Genomic DNA, 20,170 nt, shown 5'->3' with positions numbered 1-20,170 from the left:
TGACAATCTTTCCCGCTTTCTCTGCGCATTATCATTGCTCTATTCATGCCAGTCGGTTGGCCCTGCACGTACGCCAGTCGGCAGTTCTGCTGCGTTGCGTTAGCGAGGTTCCGCTTATCCTGTTTATCACACCTTTAGCTCTTGAGATGGCGTTGACTGCTCACATCTGCCCGTCAGGGTAATTCGTTGAGGGTAGGGGATAGGAGGTGATGGAGCGTGCTCTTGTTATCACAGGTGCCCATCAATACAGAGTGACAGGTTGGGATGTTGATAGCGGATTGGCTGGGGCGAGTTGGTTGGTTGGTTGGTTGGTTGGTTGGTTGGTTGGTTGGGAAGTTAGGGGCTGCACTACCGCAATCGGCTGGAGAGAGGAGCTCTGTGATAAGTGGCAGATAAAAAAAGCCCGCGCAGTGCGCGGGCTTGTTATCTCAGGACTGGTTATCAGGCCTTGGATTTCTTCTTGCCTTCAACCTTGGCTTCAACCGGGGCAGCAGTTACCGGAGCGGCTTCGGTGAACGGACGACCGTAGTAGGAGTCCAGCAGAACCTGCTTCAGCTCGCTGATCAGCGGGTAGCGCGGGTTGGCGCCGGTGCACTGGTCATCGAAAGCTTCGATAGCCAGCTGGTCAACCTTGGCCAGGAAGTCAGCTTCAGTCACGCCAGCTTCGCGGATAGAGGCCGGGATACCCAGGGTCGCCTTCAGCTCGTCCAGCCAGGTCAGCAGCTTCTCGATCTTGGCTGCGGTGCGGTCACCGGCAGCAGTCAGACCCAGGTGGTCAGCGACTTCGGCGTAACGACGACGAGCCTGCGGACGGTCGTACTGGGAGAACGCAGTCTGCTTGGTCGGGTTGTCGTTCGCGTTGTAGCGGATGACGTTGCTGATCAGCAGGGCGTTAGCCAGACCGTGCGGAATGTGGAACTCGGCACCCAGTTTGTGAGCCATGGAGTGGCACACACCCAGGAAGGCGTTGGCGAACGCGATACCGGCGATGGTGGCAGCATTGTGCACCTTCTCACGAGCGATCGGGTCGTTGGCACCGTTCTGGTAGCTGGACGGCAGGTACTCTTTCAGCATTTTCAGGGCTTGCAGCGCCTGGCCGTCGGAGTACTCGTTAGCCAGTACGGAAACATAGGCTTCCATGGCGTGAGTCACGGCATCGATACCACCGAAGGCACACAGGGACTTCGGCATGCCCATGACCAGGTTGGCATCAACGATGGCCATGTTCGGGGTCAGCTCGTAGTCAGCCAGCGGATACTTCTGACCAGACACTTCATCGGTTACTACCGCAAACGGAGTGACTTCAGAGCCGGTACCGGAAGTGGTGGTGATACAGACCAGTTCGGCCTTCACGCCCATTTTCGGGAACTTGTAGATACGCTTGCGGATATCCATAAAGCGCATGGCCAGATCTTCGAACGCGGTGTTCGGGTGCTCGTACATTACCCACATGATCTTGGCCGCATCCATTGGTGAACCACCGCCCAGCGCCAGGATAACGTCCGGTTTGAAGGAGTTGGCCATCTCGGCACCCTTGCGAACCACAGCCAGGGTCGGGTCAGCTTCTACTTCGTAGAACACTTCCACTTCCATATTCTGTGCTTTCAGCAGGCTGACCAGTTCATCGGCGTAGCCGTTGTTGAACAGGAAGCGGTCGGTCACGACCATGGCACGCTTTTTACCTTCCAGGTCGCTCAGAGCGATCGGCAGGGAACCACGACGGAAGTAGATGGATTTCGGAAGTTTGTGCCACAGCATGTTTTCTGCCCGTTTTGCGACTGTCTTCTTGTTGATCAGGTGCTTCGGACCCACGTTTTCGGAGATGGAGTTACCGCTCCAGGAGCCGCAACCCAGGGTCAGGGACGGAGCCATTGCGAAGTTGTACAGGTCACCGATACCGCCTTGGGTAGACGGAGTGTTGATCAGGATACGCGCGGTCTTCATCTTGTCGCCGAAGTACTTGATGCGGTCAGCGTTGCGGTCCTGGTCGGTGTACAGACCTGAGGTGTGGCCGATACCACCGATGTTGACCATGTCACAGGCCATATCAACGGCGTTTTCGAAGCTGCTTGCACGGAACATACCGAGCAGCGGGGACAATTTCTCGTGAGCAAACTCATCTTCTGCACACAGCTTGACGCCTTCACCGATTAGGATCTTGGTATCAGCCGGTACAGTCACGCCTGCCATCTCGGCAATCTTGGTGGCTGGTTGGCCAACGATGTTGGCGTTCAGGGCACCGTTGATCAGGATGACTTTACGTACCTTGTCAGCATCTTCTTTGGAGAGCACGTGGCCCTTGTGGGATGCAAAGCGCTCTTTAACCTGGTCGTAGATGGCATCAACAACGATGACTGCCTGCTCGGAAGCACAGACCACGCCGTTATCGAAAGTTTTGGACATCAGGATGGAGGCAACGGCACGCTTCACGTCGGCGGTTTCGTCGATAACGATAGGTACGTTACCGGCACCCACACCGATAGCAGGCTTACCGGAGGAGTAGGCTGCTTTGACCATACCCGGGCCACCGGTGGCCAGGATCAGGTTGATGTCTTCGTGCTTCATCAGGGCGTTGGAGAGCTCAACAGACGGTTGGTCGATCCAGCCGATGATGTCTTTCGGTGCACCGGCGGCAACAGCTGCATCCAGTACCAGCTTGGCAGCGGTATTGGTGGAGTTCTTGGCGCGGGGGTGCGGGGAGAAGATGATGGCGTTGCGGGTCTTGAGCGCGATCATGGATTTGAAGATCGCAGTGGAGGTCGGGTTGGTGGTCGGAACGATACCACAGATGATACCTACCGGCTCGGCGATGGTGATGGTACCCATCTGATCGTCTTCGCTCAGAATGCCGCAGGTCTTCTCGTCTTTGTACTTGTTGTAGATGTATTCGGAGGCGAAGTGGTTCTTGATAACCTTGTCTTCGATGATACCCATACCGGACTCTTCCACGGCCATCTGGGCCAGGGGGATACGGGCGTTGTTGGCGGCCAGGGCGGCGGCACGGAAGATCTTGTCTACCTGCTCTTGAGAGAAGCTGGCGAATTCACGCTGGGCTTCCTTAACGCGGGCGACCAGTGCATCCAGTTCAGCCAAATTGGTTACTGCCATGTTTATCTCCTGATTATTTGAAAACTGTTTAGTAAGACGTTGGCAATGCCCGGCAATTATAGTCGCCCTGTCAAGAGGGTATCGTTGCAACAGCTTTTTCACATGCCTTACTAAATCGCTTTCTGAGTCGATTATAGAGCGGGGCTGACTCAGAAAAACTTGATCTGGATCATGTGTAACAAAAGAACAAAAGAAATTTTATTTCACAATCCTTGTTTGACTGATGTTATCGGAATGTGCATCAAAGGGAAAGGCGAGATACTTGTTAACGCAGGGTAATAAACCACATTTATCAAGTGGTTAATTGCACTCAGCCATAGTATTACAGAGCTATTTTGGCGGTATAGGTTAGCAAATATGAGTGAATTGGTTTCAAAATCACCGACAAACGCACTTTATTCCAGCGTTTGTTGCAAAAATGATTGTTGTTTTAATCCATGACTAATCCGCTTTATTCCCCGAGGGCGCTATTTCTGCCCGCTTCGCGATTTTTGCGTTGTGGCTCTCTTGCCGAGTCAATGAAGTGATGTCTGGCCTGAAATAGTGGAAAGGCAAAGCATAGATTCTCTCGAGTCGCTAGGTAATTCGGTCAGCCACCGTCTGACTCTCTGGGCATGATTAAGCAGGCTTGCGCTCACTTTTCTGGCGCGTGTCGGGCGGTAGAAAGGGCTTTTGGCATCGGTTTATGCCAGTTAGCGCGGATGCATTAGATGAACTAACTAAAAAACCCTCAAAATGGTGAGATTATTTGATTGGTGCCCGCTCTGGCTATGATGTAAATTTACGCACGAAATTAATGGACTGGCCCGCTGGGCCCGAAACTCTATTGGAAGGCGCCTATGGCAGCAATTGACGTCTCGTTGTATCTGAAGTTTTTTGTCGGTTTGTTCGCAATTATCAACCCGCTTGGTTTGTTGCCGGTGTTTGTCAGTCTGACCAGCCACCATACCCAGGCCGAGCGGATGAAAACCAATACCACCGCCAATATCGCGGTGATGGTGATCCTGCTGGTCTCCATGTATATGGGGCAGCTGATCCTCGATGGGTTTGGTATCTCGCTGGCGTCGTTCCGGATCGCCGGTGGGTCGCTGATTACCCTGATTGCCTGGTCGATGCTGCAGGGCAAGCTGGGCGAGGTGAAGCACAACAAACAGGAAAAGGGCGAACTGGCTGTGCGCGAGTCTATCGCCGTGGTACCGCTGGCGCTGCCGCTTATGGCGGGCCCCGGTGCCATCTCCTCGGTGATTGTCTATGCCAGCCAGAGCCACTGGCAGCAGCTGCTCGGCATGTCAGTGGTTGTCGTTGTCTTCTCTTTCTGCTCCTGGCTCATCTTCCGCGCCGCGCCGCTGCTGTTCAAGATCATGGGCAACACCGGTATCAACGTGGTGACCCGTATCATGGGTCTTATCATGATGTCGCTGGGTATCGAGATCATGGTGGCCGGCATCAAGGGGGTTTTCCCCAGCCTGATGTGAGCCAGCTCCGCTTTATGAAAGCCGGTCCTCGTGACCGGCTTTTTATTGGTTGCTTTTTGCCCGGTCTTTTCTAGAATCGGGCGTTTGTGTGAAAAATGAGCGTTTTGTCGGTGTTTTAATACTGAAAAAGCGCGTGTCAGCTGATTTTTTAACCAGAAAATGACGGTTACCCTGACAATATCTGTTGCATTATCGGAATTGGCAGGGAATTATGCTGGGAGCGGGTTTTAACCCCGTCACTTTAAAAACGCATGGAATGTTCTTGTTGGAGTAGGGAAATGACTCATAAAAAAACAATGATTAACACATTGCTGATGGCTGCACTGTTTGGTGGCGTCAATGTGGCTCAGGCTGCCGATGTCCCGGCGGGAACCAAGCTGGCTGAAGTCCAGCAACTGGTAAAAGGCAACGGTTCCGAGCCTGCGACCTTGGACCCACAGAAAGTTGAAGGAACGCCTGAGTCTGCAATTTTGCGCGACCTCTTTGAAGGTCTCGTGACATCCGGTTCGAAAGGGGAAGTTGTTCCTGGTGTCGCAGAGTCTTGGGAAACCAAGGATAACAAGCACTACGTCTTCCACCTGCGCAAAGATGCCAAGTGGTCCAACGGTGAACCTGTCACCGCACATGATTTTGTATATGCCTTCCAGCGTGCAGTTGACCCCAAGACAGCCTCTCCTTACTCCTGGTATCTGGAGATGCCAACTATTGCCAATGCTACAGAGATCATTGCTGGCAAGAAGCCGGCTGATACGCTGGGCGTGAAGGCGACCGACGACTACACCTTCGAAGTGCAGCTCGAGAAGGCTATCCCTTATTTCGTAACCATGCTCTCTCACACCACCACCTACCCGGTACCGAAGAAGGTCATCGAGAAGTATGGTGAAAAATGGACCCAGCCGGGCAATATGGTAGGTAATGGTGCCTACGTATTGAAGGAGTGGGTTGTTAATGAGCGAATTGGCTTGGAGCGTAATAAAAACTACTGGAATGATGCGAAAACGGTGATCAACAAGGTTACCTATCTTCCGATCCAGTCCACCAACGCGGAGCTAAATCGCTTCTTGGCTGGTGAAATTGATATGACATGGAACGTGCCTATCGAACGTTTCAAGCAACTCAAGAAAGATTACCCGGCTGATTTGAAGGTTGAAGGTCTGGTTTCTACTTATTACTACCAGTTCAACATCAAGAAAAAGCCGTTTGATGACGTGCGAGTGCGAACTGCTCTTTCTTATGCGGTCAATCGTGACGTGATTGCAGATAAAGTCATGGGGCAAGGGCAAAAACCCGCATATGGGTTGACGCCTGACTATGTCGATGGTTTTAAACCGGTTGCCCCAGAGTGGTCAAAAATGACCCAGGCCGAGCGTGATGCCAAGGCCAAGGCGCTGCTTGAAGAGGCAGGTTTCGATGCCAGCAAGCCGTTGAAGTTCGAGCTGCTCTACAACACCGATGACAACCACAAGAAAGTGGCTGTGGCCGTTGCTTCCATGTGGAAAAAACTGGGTGCAGAGGTCAGTTTAGTGAACCAGGAGTGGAAAACTTACCTGGAAACCAAGAAGCAGGGCCAGTTTGACGTGGGTCGTGCCGGCTGGAGCGCCGACTACAACGAAGCCTCATCCATGCTGGATCTGATGCAGACCACTCACGGCAACAACGATGGCAAGTACTCCAATCCAGCGTTTGACAAGTTGATGACCGACTCTCGTGATCAGGTTGATGCGGACGCTCGCAACAAGCTCTATGTCCAGGCGGAAGAGATCCTGGCCAAGGACATGCCGATCATCCCGATATACCAATATGTTCAACCTCGGATGGTCAAAGCTTATGTTGGGGGTTACCCAAGCAACCCGCTGGATAACCTCTACAGCAAAGATATGTACATCATTGCTCACTGATTTAAAGCAACAAGTCGCATAACAAGCAGGGCCCGCCGGACGGCGGGCCTTTATTACAATCGCGACCCTTTGGAAGCAGTACAGGACAGGAAATGTCTATGTTGAAATTCATTTTTAAACGGCTATTGGAAGCGATCCCGACTCTGTTGGTCTTGATCACTGTCTCTTTCTTCATGATGCGTTTCGCCCCGGGTAACCCCTTTACCAGCGAACGTTCACTTCCCCCTGAAGTGATGGCCAATATCGAGGCCAAATATGGGCTCGACAAACCCATTGGCATGCAATATCTCACCTACCTGGGCAACCTGGTGCAGGGTGATTTGGGTCCCTCTTTCAAATACAAGGATTTCACCGTCAATGATCTGGTGAGCCAGGCGTTGCCTGTATCCGCCAAGATCGGGACCACGGCCTTCTTCTTCGCCGTGTTGCTGGGGGTCACCTTCGGCACCATAGCGGCACTGAAACAGAACACCATCATCGATTATCTGCTGATGTCGTCTGCTATGGCCGGGGTGGTGATCCCGGGCTTTGTGCTGGCGCCCTTGCTGGTGCTGTTTTTCAGTATTCATCTGGGCTGGTTCCCTGCCGGTGGCTGGCAGGGCGGTGGCATCCAGTTTATGGTGCTGCCGGTGTTCGGCATGATGATGTACTACATCTCTGCCATCTCGCGGATCATGCGGGGCAGCATGATCGAGACCATGAACTCCAACTTCATCCGTACCGCCCGTGCCAAGGGCTTGCCGCTGCGCCACATCATCCTGAAACACGCGCTGCGTCCGGCCATGCTGCCGGTGGTCTCCTATCTGGGCCCGGCCTTTGTCGGCATCATCACAGGTTCCGTGGTGATCGAGACCATCTTCGGCCTGCCGGGGATCGGTCAGCTGTTCGTCAACGGTGCCCTTAACCGTGATTACTCCATGGTGCTCGGTCTGACCATTCTGGTCGGCGCCCTCACCATCACCTTTAACGCAGTGGTCGATATTCTCTACGCCTTTATCGATCCCAAGATCCGTTACTAATTCGGGAGTTCATCATGGTTGTTTCAACTGAAAAACGCGATGCCGTCGAGGCGTTCGCGCAAAAAGTGGAAGTGGTGGAGGGGCGCTCCCTGTGGAAGGATGCCCGTCGCCGTTTCCTGCGCAACAAGGCGGCCCTGACCAGCCTGATCATTCTGACCATCATCGGTCTGGCGGTCATCTTTGGCCCCCATTTGTCCCAATACACCTTTGACGATCCGGACTGGGGCGCCATGCAGTCGCCGCCGGATATGGAAGCAGGTCACTACTTCGGAACCGACAGTCTGGGGCGCGATCTGTTCGTGCGCACCCTGCTGGGCGGTCGCATCTCCCTGATGGTCGGCATCATGGGCGCCATGGTGGCGGTCATCATCGGCACCCTGTATGGCGCGGCCTCCGGCTTTATCGGCGGGCGGGTCGACAGCCTGATGATGCGGGTACTGGAGATCCTCAACGCCTTCCCCTTCATGTTCTTTGTCATCATGCTGGTCACCTTCTTTGGCCGCAATCTGGCACTCATCTTTATCGCTATCGGGGCGGTGAGCTGGCTCGACATGGCGCGTATCGTGCGCGGCCAGACTCTCAGCCTCAAGAGCAAGGAGTTTATCGAGGCGGCCCACGTCTGTGGCGTCTCCAAGTGGAAGATCATCACCCGTCACATCGTACCGAACGTACTCGGTATCGTGGCCGTTTACGCCACCTTGCTGGTGCCGGGGATGATCATGTTTGAATCCTTCCTGAGTTTCCTGGGCCTTGGGGTTCAGGAACCGATGACCAGCTGGGGTGCCCTGCTGGATGAAGGCTCCAAGTCGATGGAAGTGGCCATCTGGCAACTGCTGTTCCCCGCCGGTTTTATGGTGGTGACCCTGTTTTGCTTCAACTTCCTCGGGGATGGTCTGCGTGACGCCCTTGATCCGAAAGATCGTTAATCGAGCATCGGGTCGACAGGAAAGCATCACGAAAGATCGATAAGGAGTTTTTATATGAAGTTACTGGATGTGAAAGATCTGCGGGTCGAGTTCAAGACCCCGGATGGCAATGTGGTGGCGGTCAACGACCTCAATTTTTCTCTCTCTGCGGGTGAAACCCTGGGGATCGTCGGCGAGTCCGGCTCCGGTAAATCCCAGACGGCCTTTGCCATCATGGGGCTGCTGGCCAAGAACGGCATTATTACCGGTTCCGCCAAGTTTCAGGGGGAGGAGATCCTCAACCTGCCGGAGTCCAAGCTCAACAAGATCCGCTCCGAGAAGATCGCCATGATCTTCCAGGACCCCATGACCTCGCTCAACCCCTACATGAAGGTGCAGGATCAGCTGATGGAAGTGCTGATGTTGCATAAGGGCGTCAGCAAGGCGGAAGCGTTCGAAGAGTCGGTGCGGATGCTCGATGCGGTGAAAATTCCCGAAGCGCGCAAGCGGATGGGGATGTATCCCCACGAGTTCTCCGGCGGCATGCGTCAGCGGGTGATGATCGCCATGGCACTGCTCTGCCGGCCGCAACTGCTGATCGCCGACGAACCGACTACCGCACTCGACGTGACCGTACAGGCCCAGATCATGACTCTGATGAATGAGCTCAAGCGCGAGTTCAACACCGCCATCATCATGATCACCCATGACCTTGGCGTGGTCGCCGGTATCTGCAACAAGGTGCTGGTGATGTATGCCGGTCGTACCATGGAGTACGGCAAGGTAGACGATATCTTCTATCGCCCGAGCCACCCCTACACCGAAGGCCTGCTGCGCGCCATTCCTCGTCTCGATACCGAAGGGGAAGTGTTGCCCACCATCCCGGGCAATCCGCCCAACCTGCTGCGTCTGCCGACCGGTTGCCCCTTCCAGGAGCGTTGCCACCGTGTGAGCGAGATTTGCGGCCAGCAGTCACCGATCCTGACCCCGTTCAACGACGGTCGGGAGCGTGCTTGCCACTGGGTTTCGGATGCCATGAACAAGGGGGCCAACTAAATGGGTGCCGACAAAAAATTGCTGTTGGAAGTGTCTGACCTCAAGGTCCACTTCAGTATCAAGAGTGGCAAGGCGTGGCCTTGGGCCAAGCCATCCGATTTGAAGGCGGTCGATGGCGTTACCCTGCGCCTCTACGAAGGGGAAACCCTCGGCGTGGTGGGTGAATCCGGCTGCGGCAAATCGACCTTTGCCCGCGCCATCATCGGTCTGGTACCGGCCACCGATGGCAAGGTGGTGTGGCTGGGTGACGATCTCACCAAGCTCGATCAGAATGCCCTGCGCGAGAAGCGCAAAGAGATCCAGATGATCTTCCAGGATCCGCTGGCTTCTCTGAACCCACGCATGACCATCGGCGACATCATCGCCGAGCCGCTCATCACCTTCTATCCCAACCTGCCACGGGAAGAGGTGAAGGAGAAGGTGCGCGCCATGATGAGCAAGGTGGGGTTGTTGCCCAACCTGGTCAACCGCTATCCGCACGAGTTCTCCGGCGGCCAGTGCCAGCGGATCGGGATTGCCCGGGCGCTGATCCTCGAGCCCAAGATGATCATCTGCGATGAGCCGGTGTCAGCGCTTGATGTCTCTATCCAGGCACAGGTGGTCAACCTGCTCAAATCCCTGCAAAAGGAGATGGGGCTGTCGCTCATCTTCATCGCCCACGATCTGTCGGTTGTCAAACATATCTCCGATCGGGTGCTGGTGATGTATCTGGGCAACGCCGTTGAGCTGGGGACTCGCAAGGAGATCTTTGCCAACCCGTTGCATCCCTACACCAAGGCGCTGATGTCCGCGGTGCCAATCCCGGACCCTGAGCTGGAGCGCAACAAGGTGATCCAGATCCTGGAGGGGGACTTGCCCTCACCGATGAACCCGCCGTCCGGTTGCGTGTTCCGCACCCGCTGCCCGGTGGCTGGCCCCGAGTGCGCCAAGACCCGCCCCGTGCTGGAGGGGAACTTCGATCACGCGGTCTCCTGCCTCAAGGTCGACCCGCTCTGATGGGGATGTGTTGAACCTGCTTGCGGGGCTCCTTGATGGGGCCCCGATTTATTTCTGGCGGTAGTGAAGATGCCTCTTGGCGTTATCTTTTACCGCTGCTACTATCCGCGCAACAAGGGGAGTAACTTCTCGCCGGTTTGTCGTCATTACGGTGCACCCATTTCCTGCAGTGCACCCGGCAGCCGGGCAGTCGATGCAAATCAGCTGTAAGTGAGACCTTGCCGAGAGGCAAGGTGTATCTGCTCCAAACGCAAACCCACGCCTCTCGGTCGTGGGTTTTGTCGTTTTTGGGAGAAGTGAACATGGGTGAATGGTGGATGTGGACCGGTTTCTTCAGCATAGTGCTGGTCCTGTTATGGATAGACATACGCTTTGTTGGTGGCGGCAAGTCACACAAGGTGTCCCTCAAAGAGGCGGGCGTCTGGTCCCTCATCTGGATCAGTGTTGCTCTGCTCTTCAACCTGGCCATCTGGTTTTGGCTGGACCACAGCGCTGGCCGTGACATTGCCAACCAGAAGGGATTGGAGTTCCTCACCGGCTACCTCATCGAGAAAGCGCTGGCAGTGGACAACGTATTCGTCTGGCTGATGCTGTTCGGTTACTTTGCCATTCCGGCCGAGCTGCAGCGCCGGGTGCTGCTCTATGGAGTACTGGGTGCCATCGTGATGCGTGCCGGTATGGTGTTCGCGGGTAGCTGGCTCATCGAGCAGTTCCACTGGATCCTCTATCTGTTCGGCGCTTTCCTGCTGCTGACCGGTGCCAAGATGCTGTGGGCGGCCGACAAGGAGCCGGACTTGGCCAACAATCCGCTGCTAGGCTGGATGCGCCGTCGTTTCAAGGTGACCGAGACCCTGGAAGGGGAGAAGTTCTTCGTCTGGCGTGACGGTGTGCGCTATGCCACCCCGCTGCTGCTCATTCTGGTGTTGGTGGAGGTGAGCGATCTCATCTTCGCGGTGGACAGTATCCCGGCCATCTTCGCGGTGACCACGGATCCCTTCATCGTGCTGACCTCCAACATCTTCGCCATCATGGGTCTGCGCGCCATGTACTTCCTACTGGCGGGTGTGGCTGATCGCTTCGCCCTGCTCAAATACGGTCTGGCGCTGATCCTGATGTTTATCGGGGTCAAGATGCTGCTGCTGGATATCTTCAAGATCCCGACCGGCATAGCACTGGGCGTAGTCGCGTTGATCCTGCTGGCATCCATGGGGCTGAGTCTGTTTGTGACCCGTAAAAAGGCCGCTTAAACGCAACATCATTTAATACCAAACAACAAGGGCTCCCGCGGGAGCCCTTTTTCATATCGTGTTATCAGCGTTTGATCTTCTTGGGGTTGGTGTAGCCCCAGATGGTGTACATGTCCGCCAGCAGGGCGCCGTTGTACTCCTCCAGATCCGCCTGTTTCACTTCGGCGTCACCCTGACGGCCAAACAGCACCACCTCGTCGCCGGGTTTCACCCCTTTCAGATCAGTCACATCCACCATGATGGTGTTCATGGAAGTCTTGCCGACCACCGGCACCTTCTGACCCTGGATCAGCACATAGGCTTTGTTGCTGAGGGCACGGCGATAGCCATCGGAGTAGCCCAGCGGCAGGTTGGCGAGCCAGGAGTCACGCTTGAGGGTAAAGGTGCGGTCATAACCGACGGTGTTGCCCGCTGCATAGTGGTTGACAGAAGCGACCTGGGTCTTGAATGCCATCACCCGCTTGTATTCGGTGTGGGAGGGGATGGAGTCTCCGTAGAGCAGGCCGCCCGGGCGCACCATGTCGAAGTAGGCGTCCGGCACGGCCAGAGTGGCGAAGGAGTTGGCGGCGTGGATGGTGATCTTGCTGCGATCCAGTTTGCCCGCTTCCAGCAGCCACTGGGAGTCCAGTTTGAACTGGGCCAGTCCCATCTTGACGTCCTCTTTCTCCTCAACCGGGAAGTGGGTCATGATGCCGACCGGGGTGATCCCCTTGAGCTTGAGCATGGCCAGCGCATCCTGCTTGGCATCGGCCAGACGCAGGTCGATGCCGTTGCGGCTCATGCCAGCGGAGTTGAGCGCAATATGCACCGGAATGGTGGTGTGGTGGCGCTGGGCGATATCGGCGATACCCTGGGCACTCACCAGACTGCCGATCAGCTCCTCCATCTTGTAGGGCAGGGCCTGCTCTACTTCATCCGGGGTGGCAGCACGCACCCGCATCAGACGGCCGGTAAAGCCCTTCTCGCGGGCGACGCGCGCCTCTTCGTTGCTGGCGATACCGATGCAGGGGATATTTGCCTTGACCACGGAGGGGACCAGCAGGTCGATGCCATGACCGTAAGCGTCGGCCTTCATGATGGCGCAGATCTGCGGGCCCTTGTCGCCGAGGCGATCCTTGAGGGTCTGGATATTGTGTTCAAAGGCGCCCAGATCCACTTCCAACCAGGCGTTGCTGGCGGTTTGCTCCTGGCCGCTGCGATGATCCGTCGCAAGGGGCAGATAGGGAGCCGCAACGGCTTGGCCCGCGAGCAGGCCGAAGATCAGGGTAGCCAGCAGAGTTTTCTTGTGCATGGTGATTCCTTTTTGTTGTTCGCGTTGGATAGTTTGGACGGGGTCGGCCACATTGGTGGTGGTTTAACCACAACTTGTTGTTATTATTATGATCTTTGTCACTCTCAACAGGCGCTGACTGGTTGGGAGTCTACCGCAACACGGGTTCGGCCGACACTCGTCAGGGGAATAAAATGGTCAATCTTGAGTTACGTTTGCCACCACCGCTGATCTTCCTGCTCTGTGCCGGGGCCATGTGGTGGCTAAGAGGGGAGAGCCAGCCCGGCATCTGGGCAATGGCGCTGATGGCTGTGCTGGTCGTGGCGGGGGCCATCATGGGCTTTGGGGCCCTGCAACGATTTCGTCACCACCAGACCACGGTCAGCCCCACCAAACCTCAGCACACCAGTCGTCTGGTGACCTGCGGCGTCTATCGTGTCAGTCGCAATCCCATGTATCTGGGTCTGCTCTGCTGGCTGGCCGCCTGGGGCTGTTATCTCGGTGGAAGTTGGGTCTGGGTTGGGCCAATCGTGCTGGTGGCCTGGCTGACCCGCTTTCAGATCATGCCGGAGGAGCGGCTGTTGCATGCCCGTTTCGGCGACGAGTATGTGGCGTATTGCCAGCGCGTTCGCCGTTGGTGCTGACTGGTTGTGATCTGCGTGAGCTGAGGGATAAGTCGGGTCAGCCGTGCTGGATAAAGAGAACCCCGGGCGGGCCCGGGGTTCTCGAGGGGCAGGTTAGAAAAAATCGCCCTTCTCGTCCTTGGTGGGTTCGAGGCTCCAGCCAGTGGCATCGCTGCTGCTGGCAATCTGCCCCTTCTCCTTCCACAACTTGATCTTGAGGCGCAGGTTGTTGGCCGAGTCGGCGTTTTTCACCGCCTCTTCTTCCTCAATTACCCCTTCCACCACCAGATCAAACAGGGCGCTGTCGAAGGTGACCATGCCGAGGGCCTTGGATTTTTCCATCACCTCTTTGAGGCCGCCAAATTCGCCGCGCTTGATCATGTCGCGGATGGTGTGGGTGCCAAGCATGATCTCCACTGCGGCCCGGCGGCCGCCATCGGTGGTTTTCACCAGCCGCTGGGAGACAAAGGCCTTGAGGTTGTTGCCCAGATCGTTGAGCAGCTGGGGGCGGCGCTCCTCGGGGAAGAAGTTGATGATGCGATCCAGCGCCTGGTTGGCGTTGTTGGCGTGCAGGGTGGAGATGGCAAGGTGGCCGGTTTCGGAGAAGGCCAGCGCATGCTCCATGGTCTCGCGATCGCGGATCTCGCCGATAAGAATGACGTCCGGCGCCTGACGCAGGGTGTTTTTCAGGGCGGCGTGGAAGCTGCGGGTATCCACGCCAACCTCCCGCTGGTTGATGATGCTCTTGCGGTGGCGATGAACGAACTCCACCGGATCCTCGATGGTAATGATGTGGCCGCCGCTGTTGCGGTTGCGGTGGTCGATAAGTGCCGCCAGCGAAGTGGATTTACCCGAGCCGGTACCGCCGACAAACAGCACCAGACCGCGTTTCTCCATGATGGTGTCGAGCAACACAGGCGGGAGTTTGAGATCTTCAAAGCGGGGGATGTCGGTCTTGATGTTGCGGGCCACCAGAGAGACTTCGTTGCGCTGCTTGAAGATGTTGACCCGAAAGCGGCCGATCTGGGGCAGGGAGATGGCGAGGTTCATCTCCAGATCCTTCTCGAACTGCTGCTTCTGCTCGCCATCCATGATCTCGGCGGCGATCCGCGCCACTTCACCCGGCTCCAGCGGCGTTTCGTTGAGGGGGCGCAGGCCGCCGTTAAATTTGGCGCAGGGGGGCGCGCCGGTCGACAGATAGAGGTCTGAGCCATCCTGCTTGGCCAGGATCTGTAACATGTCTCGCAATTCCATTTTTTTGCCTCTTCGATCAATGAGATGCCATGAGCGGGATGATATTGAGTGTACAGCCTCAGGCGCCGGTCAGTTTCTCGCGAAAGACAAAAAAGACCGCACCGAGAATGCAGAGCCCTGCCCAGAGATAGTCCCATTTCAGATCTTCCTTGAGATAGAAGATAGAGAAGGGGACGAATACGGTGAGTGTGATCACTTCTTGCAGGATTTTAAGTTGGCCCACGCTCATCACCGTATGGCCGATGCGGTTGGCGGGCACTTGCAGCAGGTATTCGAACAGGGCGATACCCCAGCTCACCAGGGCGGCAATGATCCAGGGTTTGTGGTTCATGCTCTTGAGATGAGCGTACCAGGCGAAGGTCATAAAGACGTTGCTGCAGAGCAGCAGACCGATACTGGCGAAAATCGGGTTCATGGGGTTCTCCTTTAAAATCAGGCGCATTTTATCCCTGAACCACCGGTTTTCATACGTGGTGCGGGAGGGTATTTTTAACCAACAGGATAAGCCGTGCGAGGTATGCGATGGGATGGGCAAGTTATGCGGGATTGTGTTGTTACTGTTATTTGCCATGCCGGTGCGAGCGACCCCGACGCTGACGGTGGCCACTGATCTGTGGCCGCCATTTCGCATCCTGCAAGCGGATGGCCGGTTGCAGGGGCTCGACATGGACATCCTGCGCCGGTTGCAACAGGCGAGCGGCATTGAGTTGCAGGTACGGCGGATGCCGTGGGGCAGGGCGCTCAAGCAGATGCAGACCGGTCAGGTCGATCTGATGATTGGCCTCGCCTATACCGCCGAGCGGGCGCAGTTCATCGACTATCTGCAGCCTGCCTACTACAAGTGCTGGCCCGCGTTTTATGGTCAGCCGATCAATGTGGCCCGGATCCACCAATACCGCGATCTGCAGGGGGTGAAGGTGGGCTATGTGCTCAATTCCGCCTACTTTGAGCCCTTCAACTCTGACAGTCGCCTCGACAAGCACGGAGTACCCACCGAAGATCAGCTGCTGCGCATGGTGCAGCGCGGTCACCTGCCGCTGATGATTGGCACCGACTGTCAGGTGGACTATGCCCCTAAGTCAGGGAAATGCCAGCCGGATAGGCAAGGCGGACTACCGCCCCGCCACGCCGGTGACCCTCTATCTGGGGATGAGCAAGCACTCACCTCATCAGTCGTTGCGCCAGCCCTTGCTGGTAGCGCTGCAAAATCTGGTGGCCAGCGGCGAGATAAGCGTGATGGCAAAGCGTTACCAGCCTTGACCTTGGGTGGCAAGCCACTGTTATCATGCCCTTTTCCTGCTTCCCCCAGGCGCTGCGACAGGGCTGGGGATGTAGCCTTGTTATTGTTGGGGATCATCCTTGTACCTCTCCCTTATCGCCCGCCAGCAGCGCTGGCAGCGGCGCTGGCTCGGTGGCCTGACGCTGCTGACCCTGCTGCTGTTTCTCTTATCCCTCGTCTGGGGCGAGTTTGTGCTGCTGCCCTGGCAGCCCCTTGGCGATCTCGAACAGCGCATCCTGCTGGAGCTGCGTCTGCCGCGCGCCTTGCTGGCCCTCTTGGCTGGTGCAGCGCTTGCCTGTGGCGGTGCCGTGCTGCAGGTGATGCTGCACAACCCGGTGGCGGAGCCCGGGCTGCTTGGTGTCTCAAGCGGGGCAGGACTGGCTGCCATGGTAGCGATGGCGGTAGCCAAATCCCTCGGTGTCTATCTGCCCGGCTGGGGGCTGTCACTGGCGGCCTTCGGTGGCGCCCTGCTGGTGACCATGCTGCTCATTCGGCTGGCTCGCCGGGCGCGTCTCGGCCATGCCCGCTTGCTACTGTTTGGGGTGGCTATCGGTATTCTCACCAATGCCGCCATGACCTGGCTGATGTACTTTGCCGACGACGGCTCCTTGCGTGAATTCATGTTCTGGATGATGGGCAGCCTCTCTTACGGCAGCCAGCAGTTTGCCTGGTGGTGGCTGGTGCTGCCGCTCACCCTGGGCTGGCTCTGCTGGCAGGGCAAGGCGCTGCAACAGTTGCTGCTGGGGGAGACCCAGGCCCGCCTGATGGGGATGGATGTCGACAGGATGCGAGTACGGCTGGTGCTGGCGGTCTGTCTGCTGACCGGGGTGGCGGTATCCCTGTGCGGGGTGATCGGTTTTGTCGGGCTGGTGGTGCCCCATCTGCTGCGGCTCTGTGGCGGTAGCGATCAGCGTTTCCTGCTGCCTGCGTCGGCGCTCGGTGGCGGGGCCCTGCTGCTGGCAGCCGATCTGGTTGCTCGATCCACCCTGAGCGCGGGGGAGTTGCCTATCGGGGTCATCACCGCCTCGGTGGGGGCGCCGCTCTTTATCTATCTGCTATTGAGGCAAACTGCTGATGGTTCTGCATGATTTGGTCGGGGCGCGCATTCAGCTTATTTACCCGTTGTTGAGGCAAGATGCCGATGTCGCCCGCTGATCACATGCCGGTTTCTTCTGGTGCTACTGCGCCGCTGCTGGAGGCGCGCGCACTCGCCATTGCCGGACGGCTCTCTCCCCTGGATATCCGCTGGCATGGCGGCCAGCTGGTGGCGCTGCTTGGCCCCAATGGCAGTGGCAAGTCGACCCTGCTCGGGGCGCTGGCGGGGATTTTACCCGCCGATGGCACAGTGTTGCTGGGGGGGGGAGTGCTTACTGACATGACTTGGCCCGAGCTTGCCAAACGGCGCGCCATGCTGCCCCAGCGTCAGCCCCAGCTGTTTCATATTCCGGTGTTTCAGGTGTTGAGCCTGGGGCTCGATGAGATGGTTGCACCCGCCAGACAGAACGAGGCGATAAATGCATTGTGCGAGGCATTGGAGCTGGAAGCTTTGCTGGCTCGTGACTTCAGCCGGTTGTCGGGGGGCGAGCAGCAGCGGGTGCTGATTGCCCGCACCCTGCTGCAGGTGTGGCCGAGCCTCAATCCGACCGGCAAGGTGCTGCTGCTGGACGAGCCGCTGGCGGGGCTCGACCTGCATCACCAGCTGGCGCTATTGCGGTTGCTGAAAACCCTGGCCGGGCAGGGCTTGCTGGTGGTGCTCGCCATCCACGATATCAATCTGGCCATCGACTGGGCCGACCGCATTCTCTGCCTGCAAGGGGGCGCGGTGGTGCGCGAAGGGGGTGTCGAGCTGGTGGATGAGACGCTGCTGGCGCAGGTATTCCAGATCCGCACCGACCGCATCGAAGCGGCGGGTCGGGTCTGGTTTATGCCCAGTTTGTGAGAAACAAGAAAGGCCCTTGGCGTCAGCCGAGGGCCTTTTTGAAGAATACGACTCGCTCCGTTTCGGCAAAGCCGAGTCGCTGGTGCATCTGCTGCGAGGCAAGATTGTCGATGGCGGCATCGGAGGCCAGTTCCCGGCAACCCAGCTCGCGGCCCCACTGCGCCACCCGAGCGATCAAGGCTTGGGCCACCCCACGCTGGCGCGAGGCCGGTTGCACATAGACCCCTTCCAGATACATCACAGGGCTGCTGTTGCAGCCATTCACGTAATCGTGGCGCAGGGCTGCATCGGCAAAGCCTACCGCCTGACTCTGCTCATCCAGCGCCAGAAAGGCGTTGAGATGTGCATTGGCCAACATCTCAACCCCTTCCTGCAGGTGGGCCGAAAGTGCGTGGTGCGGCCACAGCTGCTGGCGCAGGGTTGCCCACTGCGCCAGCAGCGTCTCGTCGAGGGGGACTATCTGCCAGCCGATATTCGTCATCGGGGCTCAGGCTTGCCGCTTGGCAAGGCGTACCAGTGCTGCCTCTGCCAGCATCGCCAGCAGGGTTTCGGTGTCGCTCCATGACAGGCAGGCATCAGTGATGCTCTGGCCGAAGGTGGCGGCGCAGCCGTTCTCTACATCCTGACGCCCTTCCACCAGGAAACTTTCGGCCATTATGCCGGCGATGCCGGTACGGCCGCGGCGCAGCTGATCGCAGATATCTTGCGCCACAAGCAGCTGACGGCGGTGATCCTTCATGCTGTTGCCGTGGCTGAAATCGACCACCAGACGCTCCGGCAGGCCCACATCGGCCAGCGCTTCACAGGCTTCATCGACACTGGCGGTGTCGTAGTTGGGGCGGTGGCCGCCACGCAGGATCACATGACCAAAGGGGTTACCGGCGGTGCGGTAGATGGTCATCTTGCCGTCTTTGTCCGGCGAATAGAAGATGTGGCTGTGACGGGCGGCGCGCACCGCATCGATGGCGATGCGGGTATTGCCGTCGGTGCCGTTCTTGAAGCCAACCGGGCAGGAGAGAGCCGAAGCCATCTCGCGGTGTACCTGGGATTCGGTGGTACGTGCGCCGATGGCGCCCCAGGTGATGAGGTCGGCAATATACTGGCCGGTCACCATATCGAGGAATTCGGTGGCGGTTGGCATGCCCAGTTCGTTGATATCGACCAGCAGTTTGCGCGCCAGTTTCAGCCCTTCGTTGACATCGAAACTGCCATCGAGGCGCGGGTCATTGATCAGCCCTTTCCAGCCGACGATGGTGCGCGGCTTCTCGAAATAGGTGCGCATCACGATGCAGAGGCTCTCTTTATACTGCTCGCGCAGGGCGTTGAGGCGCTGGGCATACTCGCGAGCAGCAGCGGGATCATGAATAGAGCAGGGGCCGACAATGACCAGCAGGCGCTGATCGTCTCCGGCCAGAATGGCTTCCACTTCGCGACGGGCATCCAGCAGATTCTGGGCAATGGTATCGGTGATCGGAAACGCGTGGGCAAGCTCGCTCGGAGTGATCAGTGACTCCAGGCGACGGGTGCGCAATTCATCTGTGTGAATGGACATACAACTCAAGTCTCGAGTGGGTGGTGTCAGCCGCAAGGGGCGAAAAAGCAAAGAGATAAAATAAAGCAAAAGTCCCCTGATTGAAACCTTGGGGGGCTCTGATAGGATGTGAGGCCAAAATCGATTCCAAATGAGGTAGATAGCGTGGCAAAGCCAGGGGCAACCGGGGTCACCCGCATCATCAACGCAACCGGTTACAGCATGAAGGGGCTCAAGTCAGCCTGGATTAACGAGGCGGCTTTTCGGCAGGAGCTGATGCTGATCCTGTTGCTGATGCCACTTGCCTTCTGGATTGGCGATTCCCTTAACCAGATCCTGCTGCTTATCGTCATCAGCTGGCTGGTGGTGATCGTCGAGATCCTCAACTCCGCCATTGAAGCTGTGGTAGACAGGGTTGGCTCCGAGCATCATGAGCTCTCCGGTCGCGCCAAGGATTTGGGCTCTGCCGCCGTCTTTATCGCGCTGGCCTTGAACGCCCTGGTATGGGGCGCGTTGGTGGGCCGCAATCTGTTGGGGTGGTGGTAAGCCATCACGCTGCTTTGAGGTTCT

The 20,170-nt window shown here is 57.3% G+C and carries 17 protein-coding genes and 1 pseudogene; 12 read left to right on the top strand and 6 right to left on the bottom strand.

The window, feature by feature from the left end; all coding sequences use genetic code 11:
• Window positions 1–441: 441 nt before the first annotated feature.
• Window positions 442–3,108, bottom strand: a complete 2,667-nt coding sequence (adhE, locus tag G5137_RS03260; protein ID WP_019446648.1) for a bifunctional acetaldehyde-CoA/alcohol dehydrogenase — start codon at window positions 3,106–3,108, stop codon at window positions 442–444.
• An 839-nt stretch (window positions 3,109–3,947) separates the two neighbouring features.
• Between adhE and G5137_RS03255 the strand changes: the two genes are divergently transcribed.
• From G5137_RS03255 to G5137_RS03225, 7 genes are all read left to right on the top strand, one after another.
• Window positions 3,948–4,583: a YchE family NAAT transporter gene (locus tag G5137_RS03255; RefSeq protein WP_005337678.1), complete on the top strand. Its 636-nt coding sequence runs from the start codon at window positions 3,948–3,950 to the stop codon at window positions 4,581–4,583.
• 278 nt (window positions 4,584–4,861) lie between these two features.
• Window positions 4,862–6,481 (top strand): ABC transporter substrate-binding protein, encoded by a 1,620-nt coding sequence (locus G5137_RS03250; protein WP_266135098.1) that lies wholly within the window; start codon window positions 4,862–4,864, stop codon window positions 6,479–6,481.
• Between the two features lie 98 nt (window positions 6,482–6,579).
• The gene (gene oppB, locus G5137_RS03245) at window positions 6,580–7,500 is read left to right on the top strand and encodes an oligopeptide ABC transporter permease OppB (RefSeq protein ID WP_069555437.1); all 921 of its coding nucleotides are present in this window, start codon (window positions 6,580–6,582) and stop codon (window positions 7,498–7,500) included.
• Between the two features lie 14 nt (window positions 7,501–7,514).
• A complete protein-coding gene (oppC, locus tag G5137_RS03240) occupies window positions 7,515–8,426 on the top strand; it encodes an oligopeptide ABC transporter permease OppC (protein ID WP_139407229.1) in 912 nt (303 codons plus the stop codon).
• 54 nt (window positions 8,427–8,480) lie between these two features.
• Window positions 8,481–9,461, top strand: a complete 981-nt coding sequence (locus G5137_RS03235; protein ID WP_005337668.1) for an ABC transporter ATP-binding protein — start codon at window positions 8,481–8,483, stop codon at window positions 9,459–9,461.
• Window positions 9,462–10,457: a murein tripeptide/oligopeptide ABC transporter ATP binding protein OppF gene (oppF, locus tag G5137_RS03230; protein ID WP_005337666.1), complete on the top strand. Its 996-nt coding sequence runs from the start codon at window positions 9,462–9,464 to the stop codon at window positions 10,455–10,457.
• Between the two features lie 302 nt (window positions 10,458–10,759).
• Window positions 10,760–11,704: a TerC family protein gene (locus G5137_RS03225; RefSeq protein ID WP_227342375.1), complete on the top strand. Its 945-nt coding sequence runs from the start codon at window positions 10,760–10,762 to the stop codon at window positions 11,702–11,704.
• A gap of 64 nt (window positions 11,705–11,768) precedes the next feature.
• Here G5137_RS03225 and alr read toward each other — a convergent pair whose 3' ends face one another.
• A complete protein-coding gene (gene alr / locus G5137_RS03220) occupies window positions 11,769–12,995 on the bottom strand; it encodes an alanine racemase (RefSeq protein WP_040067860.1) in 1,227 nt (408 codons plus the stop codon).
• Window positions 12,996–13,168: 173 nt separating this feature from the next.
• Between alr and G5137_RS03215 the strand changes: the two genes are divergently transcribed.
• Complete coding sequence (locus G5137_RS03215; RefSeq protein ID WP_019446653.1) at window positions 13,169–13,618, top strand: methyltransferase family protein; 450 nt, start codon at window positions 13,169–13,171, stop codon at window positions 13,616–13,618.
• A gap of 93 nt (window positions 13,619–13,711) precedes the next feature.
• Here the strand turns inward: G5137_RS03215 and tapW are convergent, their stop codons facing one another.
• Window positions 13,712–14,851: a type IVa pilus ATPase TapW gene (gene tapW / locus G5137_RS03210; RefSeq protein ID WP_005361600.1), complete on the bottom strand. Its 1,140-nt coding sequence runs from the start codon at window positions 14,849–14,851 to the stop codon at window positions 13,712–13,714.
• Window positions 14,852–14,909: 58 nt separating this feature from the next.
• Complete coding sequence (locus G5137_RS03205; RefSeq protein ID WP_005353120.1) at window positions 14,910–15,266, bottom strand: DMT family protein; 357 nt, start codon at window positions 15,264–15,266, stop codon at window positions 14,910–14,912.
• A 112-nt stretch (window positions 15,267–15,378) separates the two neighbouring features.
• On the opposite strand from G5137_RS03205, the pseudogene G5137_RS03200 reads away from it, so the two are divergent.
• From G5137_RS03200 to G5137_RS03190, 3 genes and pseudogenes are all read left to right on the top strand, one after another.
• Window positions 15,379–16,111, top strand: a pseudogene (locus G5137_RS03200) (substrate-binding periplasmic protein).
• Window positions 16,112–16,210: 99 nt separating this feature from the next.
• Complete coding sequence (gene btuC, locus G5137_RS03195; protein ID WP_227342376.1) at window positions 16,211–17,218, top strand: vitamin B12 ABC transporter permease BtuC; 1,008 nt, start codon at window positions 16,211–16,213, stop codon at window positions 17,216–17,218.
• Between the two features lie 53 nt (window positions 17,219–17,271).
• The gene (locus G5137_RS03190) at window positions 17,272–18,069 is read left to right on the top strand and encodes an ATP-binding cassette domain-containing protein (protein WP_227342378.1); all 798 of its coding nucleotides are present in this window, start codon (window positions 17,272–17,274) and stop codon (window positions 18,067–18,069) included.
• 22 nt (window positions 18,070–18,091) lie between these two features.
• Here the strand turns inward: G5137_RS03190 and aac(6') are convergent, their stop codons facing one another.
• Both aac(6') and G5137_RS03180 read right to left on the bottom strand, forming a co-directional pair.
• Entirely contained in the window at window positions 18,092–18,550 is a 459-nt protein-coding gene (gene aac(6'), locus G5137_RS03185) for an aminoglycoside 6'-N-acetyltransferase (protein WP_421254908.1), read from the bottom strand.
• A gap of 6 nt (window positions 18,551–18,556) precedes the next feature.
• A complete protein-coding gene (locus tag G5137_RS03180; protein ID WP_213386391.1) occupies window positions 18,557–19,621 on the bottom strand; it encodes a 3-deoxy-7-phosphoheptulonate synthase in 1,065 nt (354 codons plus the stop codon).
• Between the two features lie 144 nt (window positions 19,622–19,765).
• On the opposite strand from G5137_RS03180, the gene G5137_RS03175 reads away from it, so the two are divergent.
• Window positions 19,766–20,146 (top strand): diacylglycerol kinase, encoded by a 381-nt coding sequence (locus G5137_RS03175; RefSeq protein WP_111899524.1) that lies wholly within the window; start codon window positions 19,766–19,768, stop codon window positions 20,144–20,146.
• The last annotated feature ends 24 nt before the right edge of the window (window positions 20,147–20,170 follow it).

The sequence above is a fragment of the Aeromonas sp. 600282 genome (assembly GCF_049175755.1).
Classification (GTDB): domain Bacteria; phylum Pseudomonadota; class Gammaproteobacteria; order Enterobacterales; family Aeromonadaceae; genus Aeromonas; species Aeromonas veronii_A.
The sequence above is the reverse complement of the archived record's forward strand: the minus strand, read 5'-3'. Positions and strand labels throughout refer to the sequence as shown.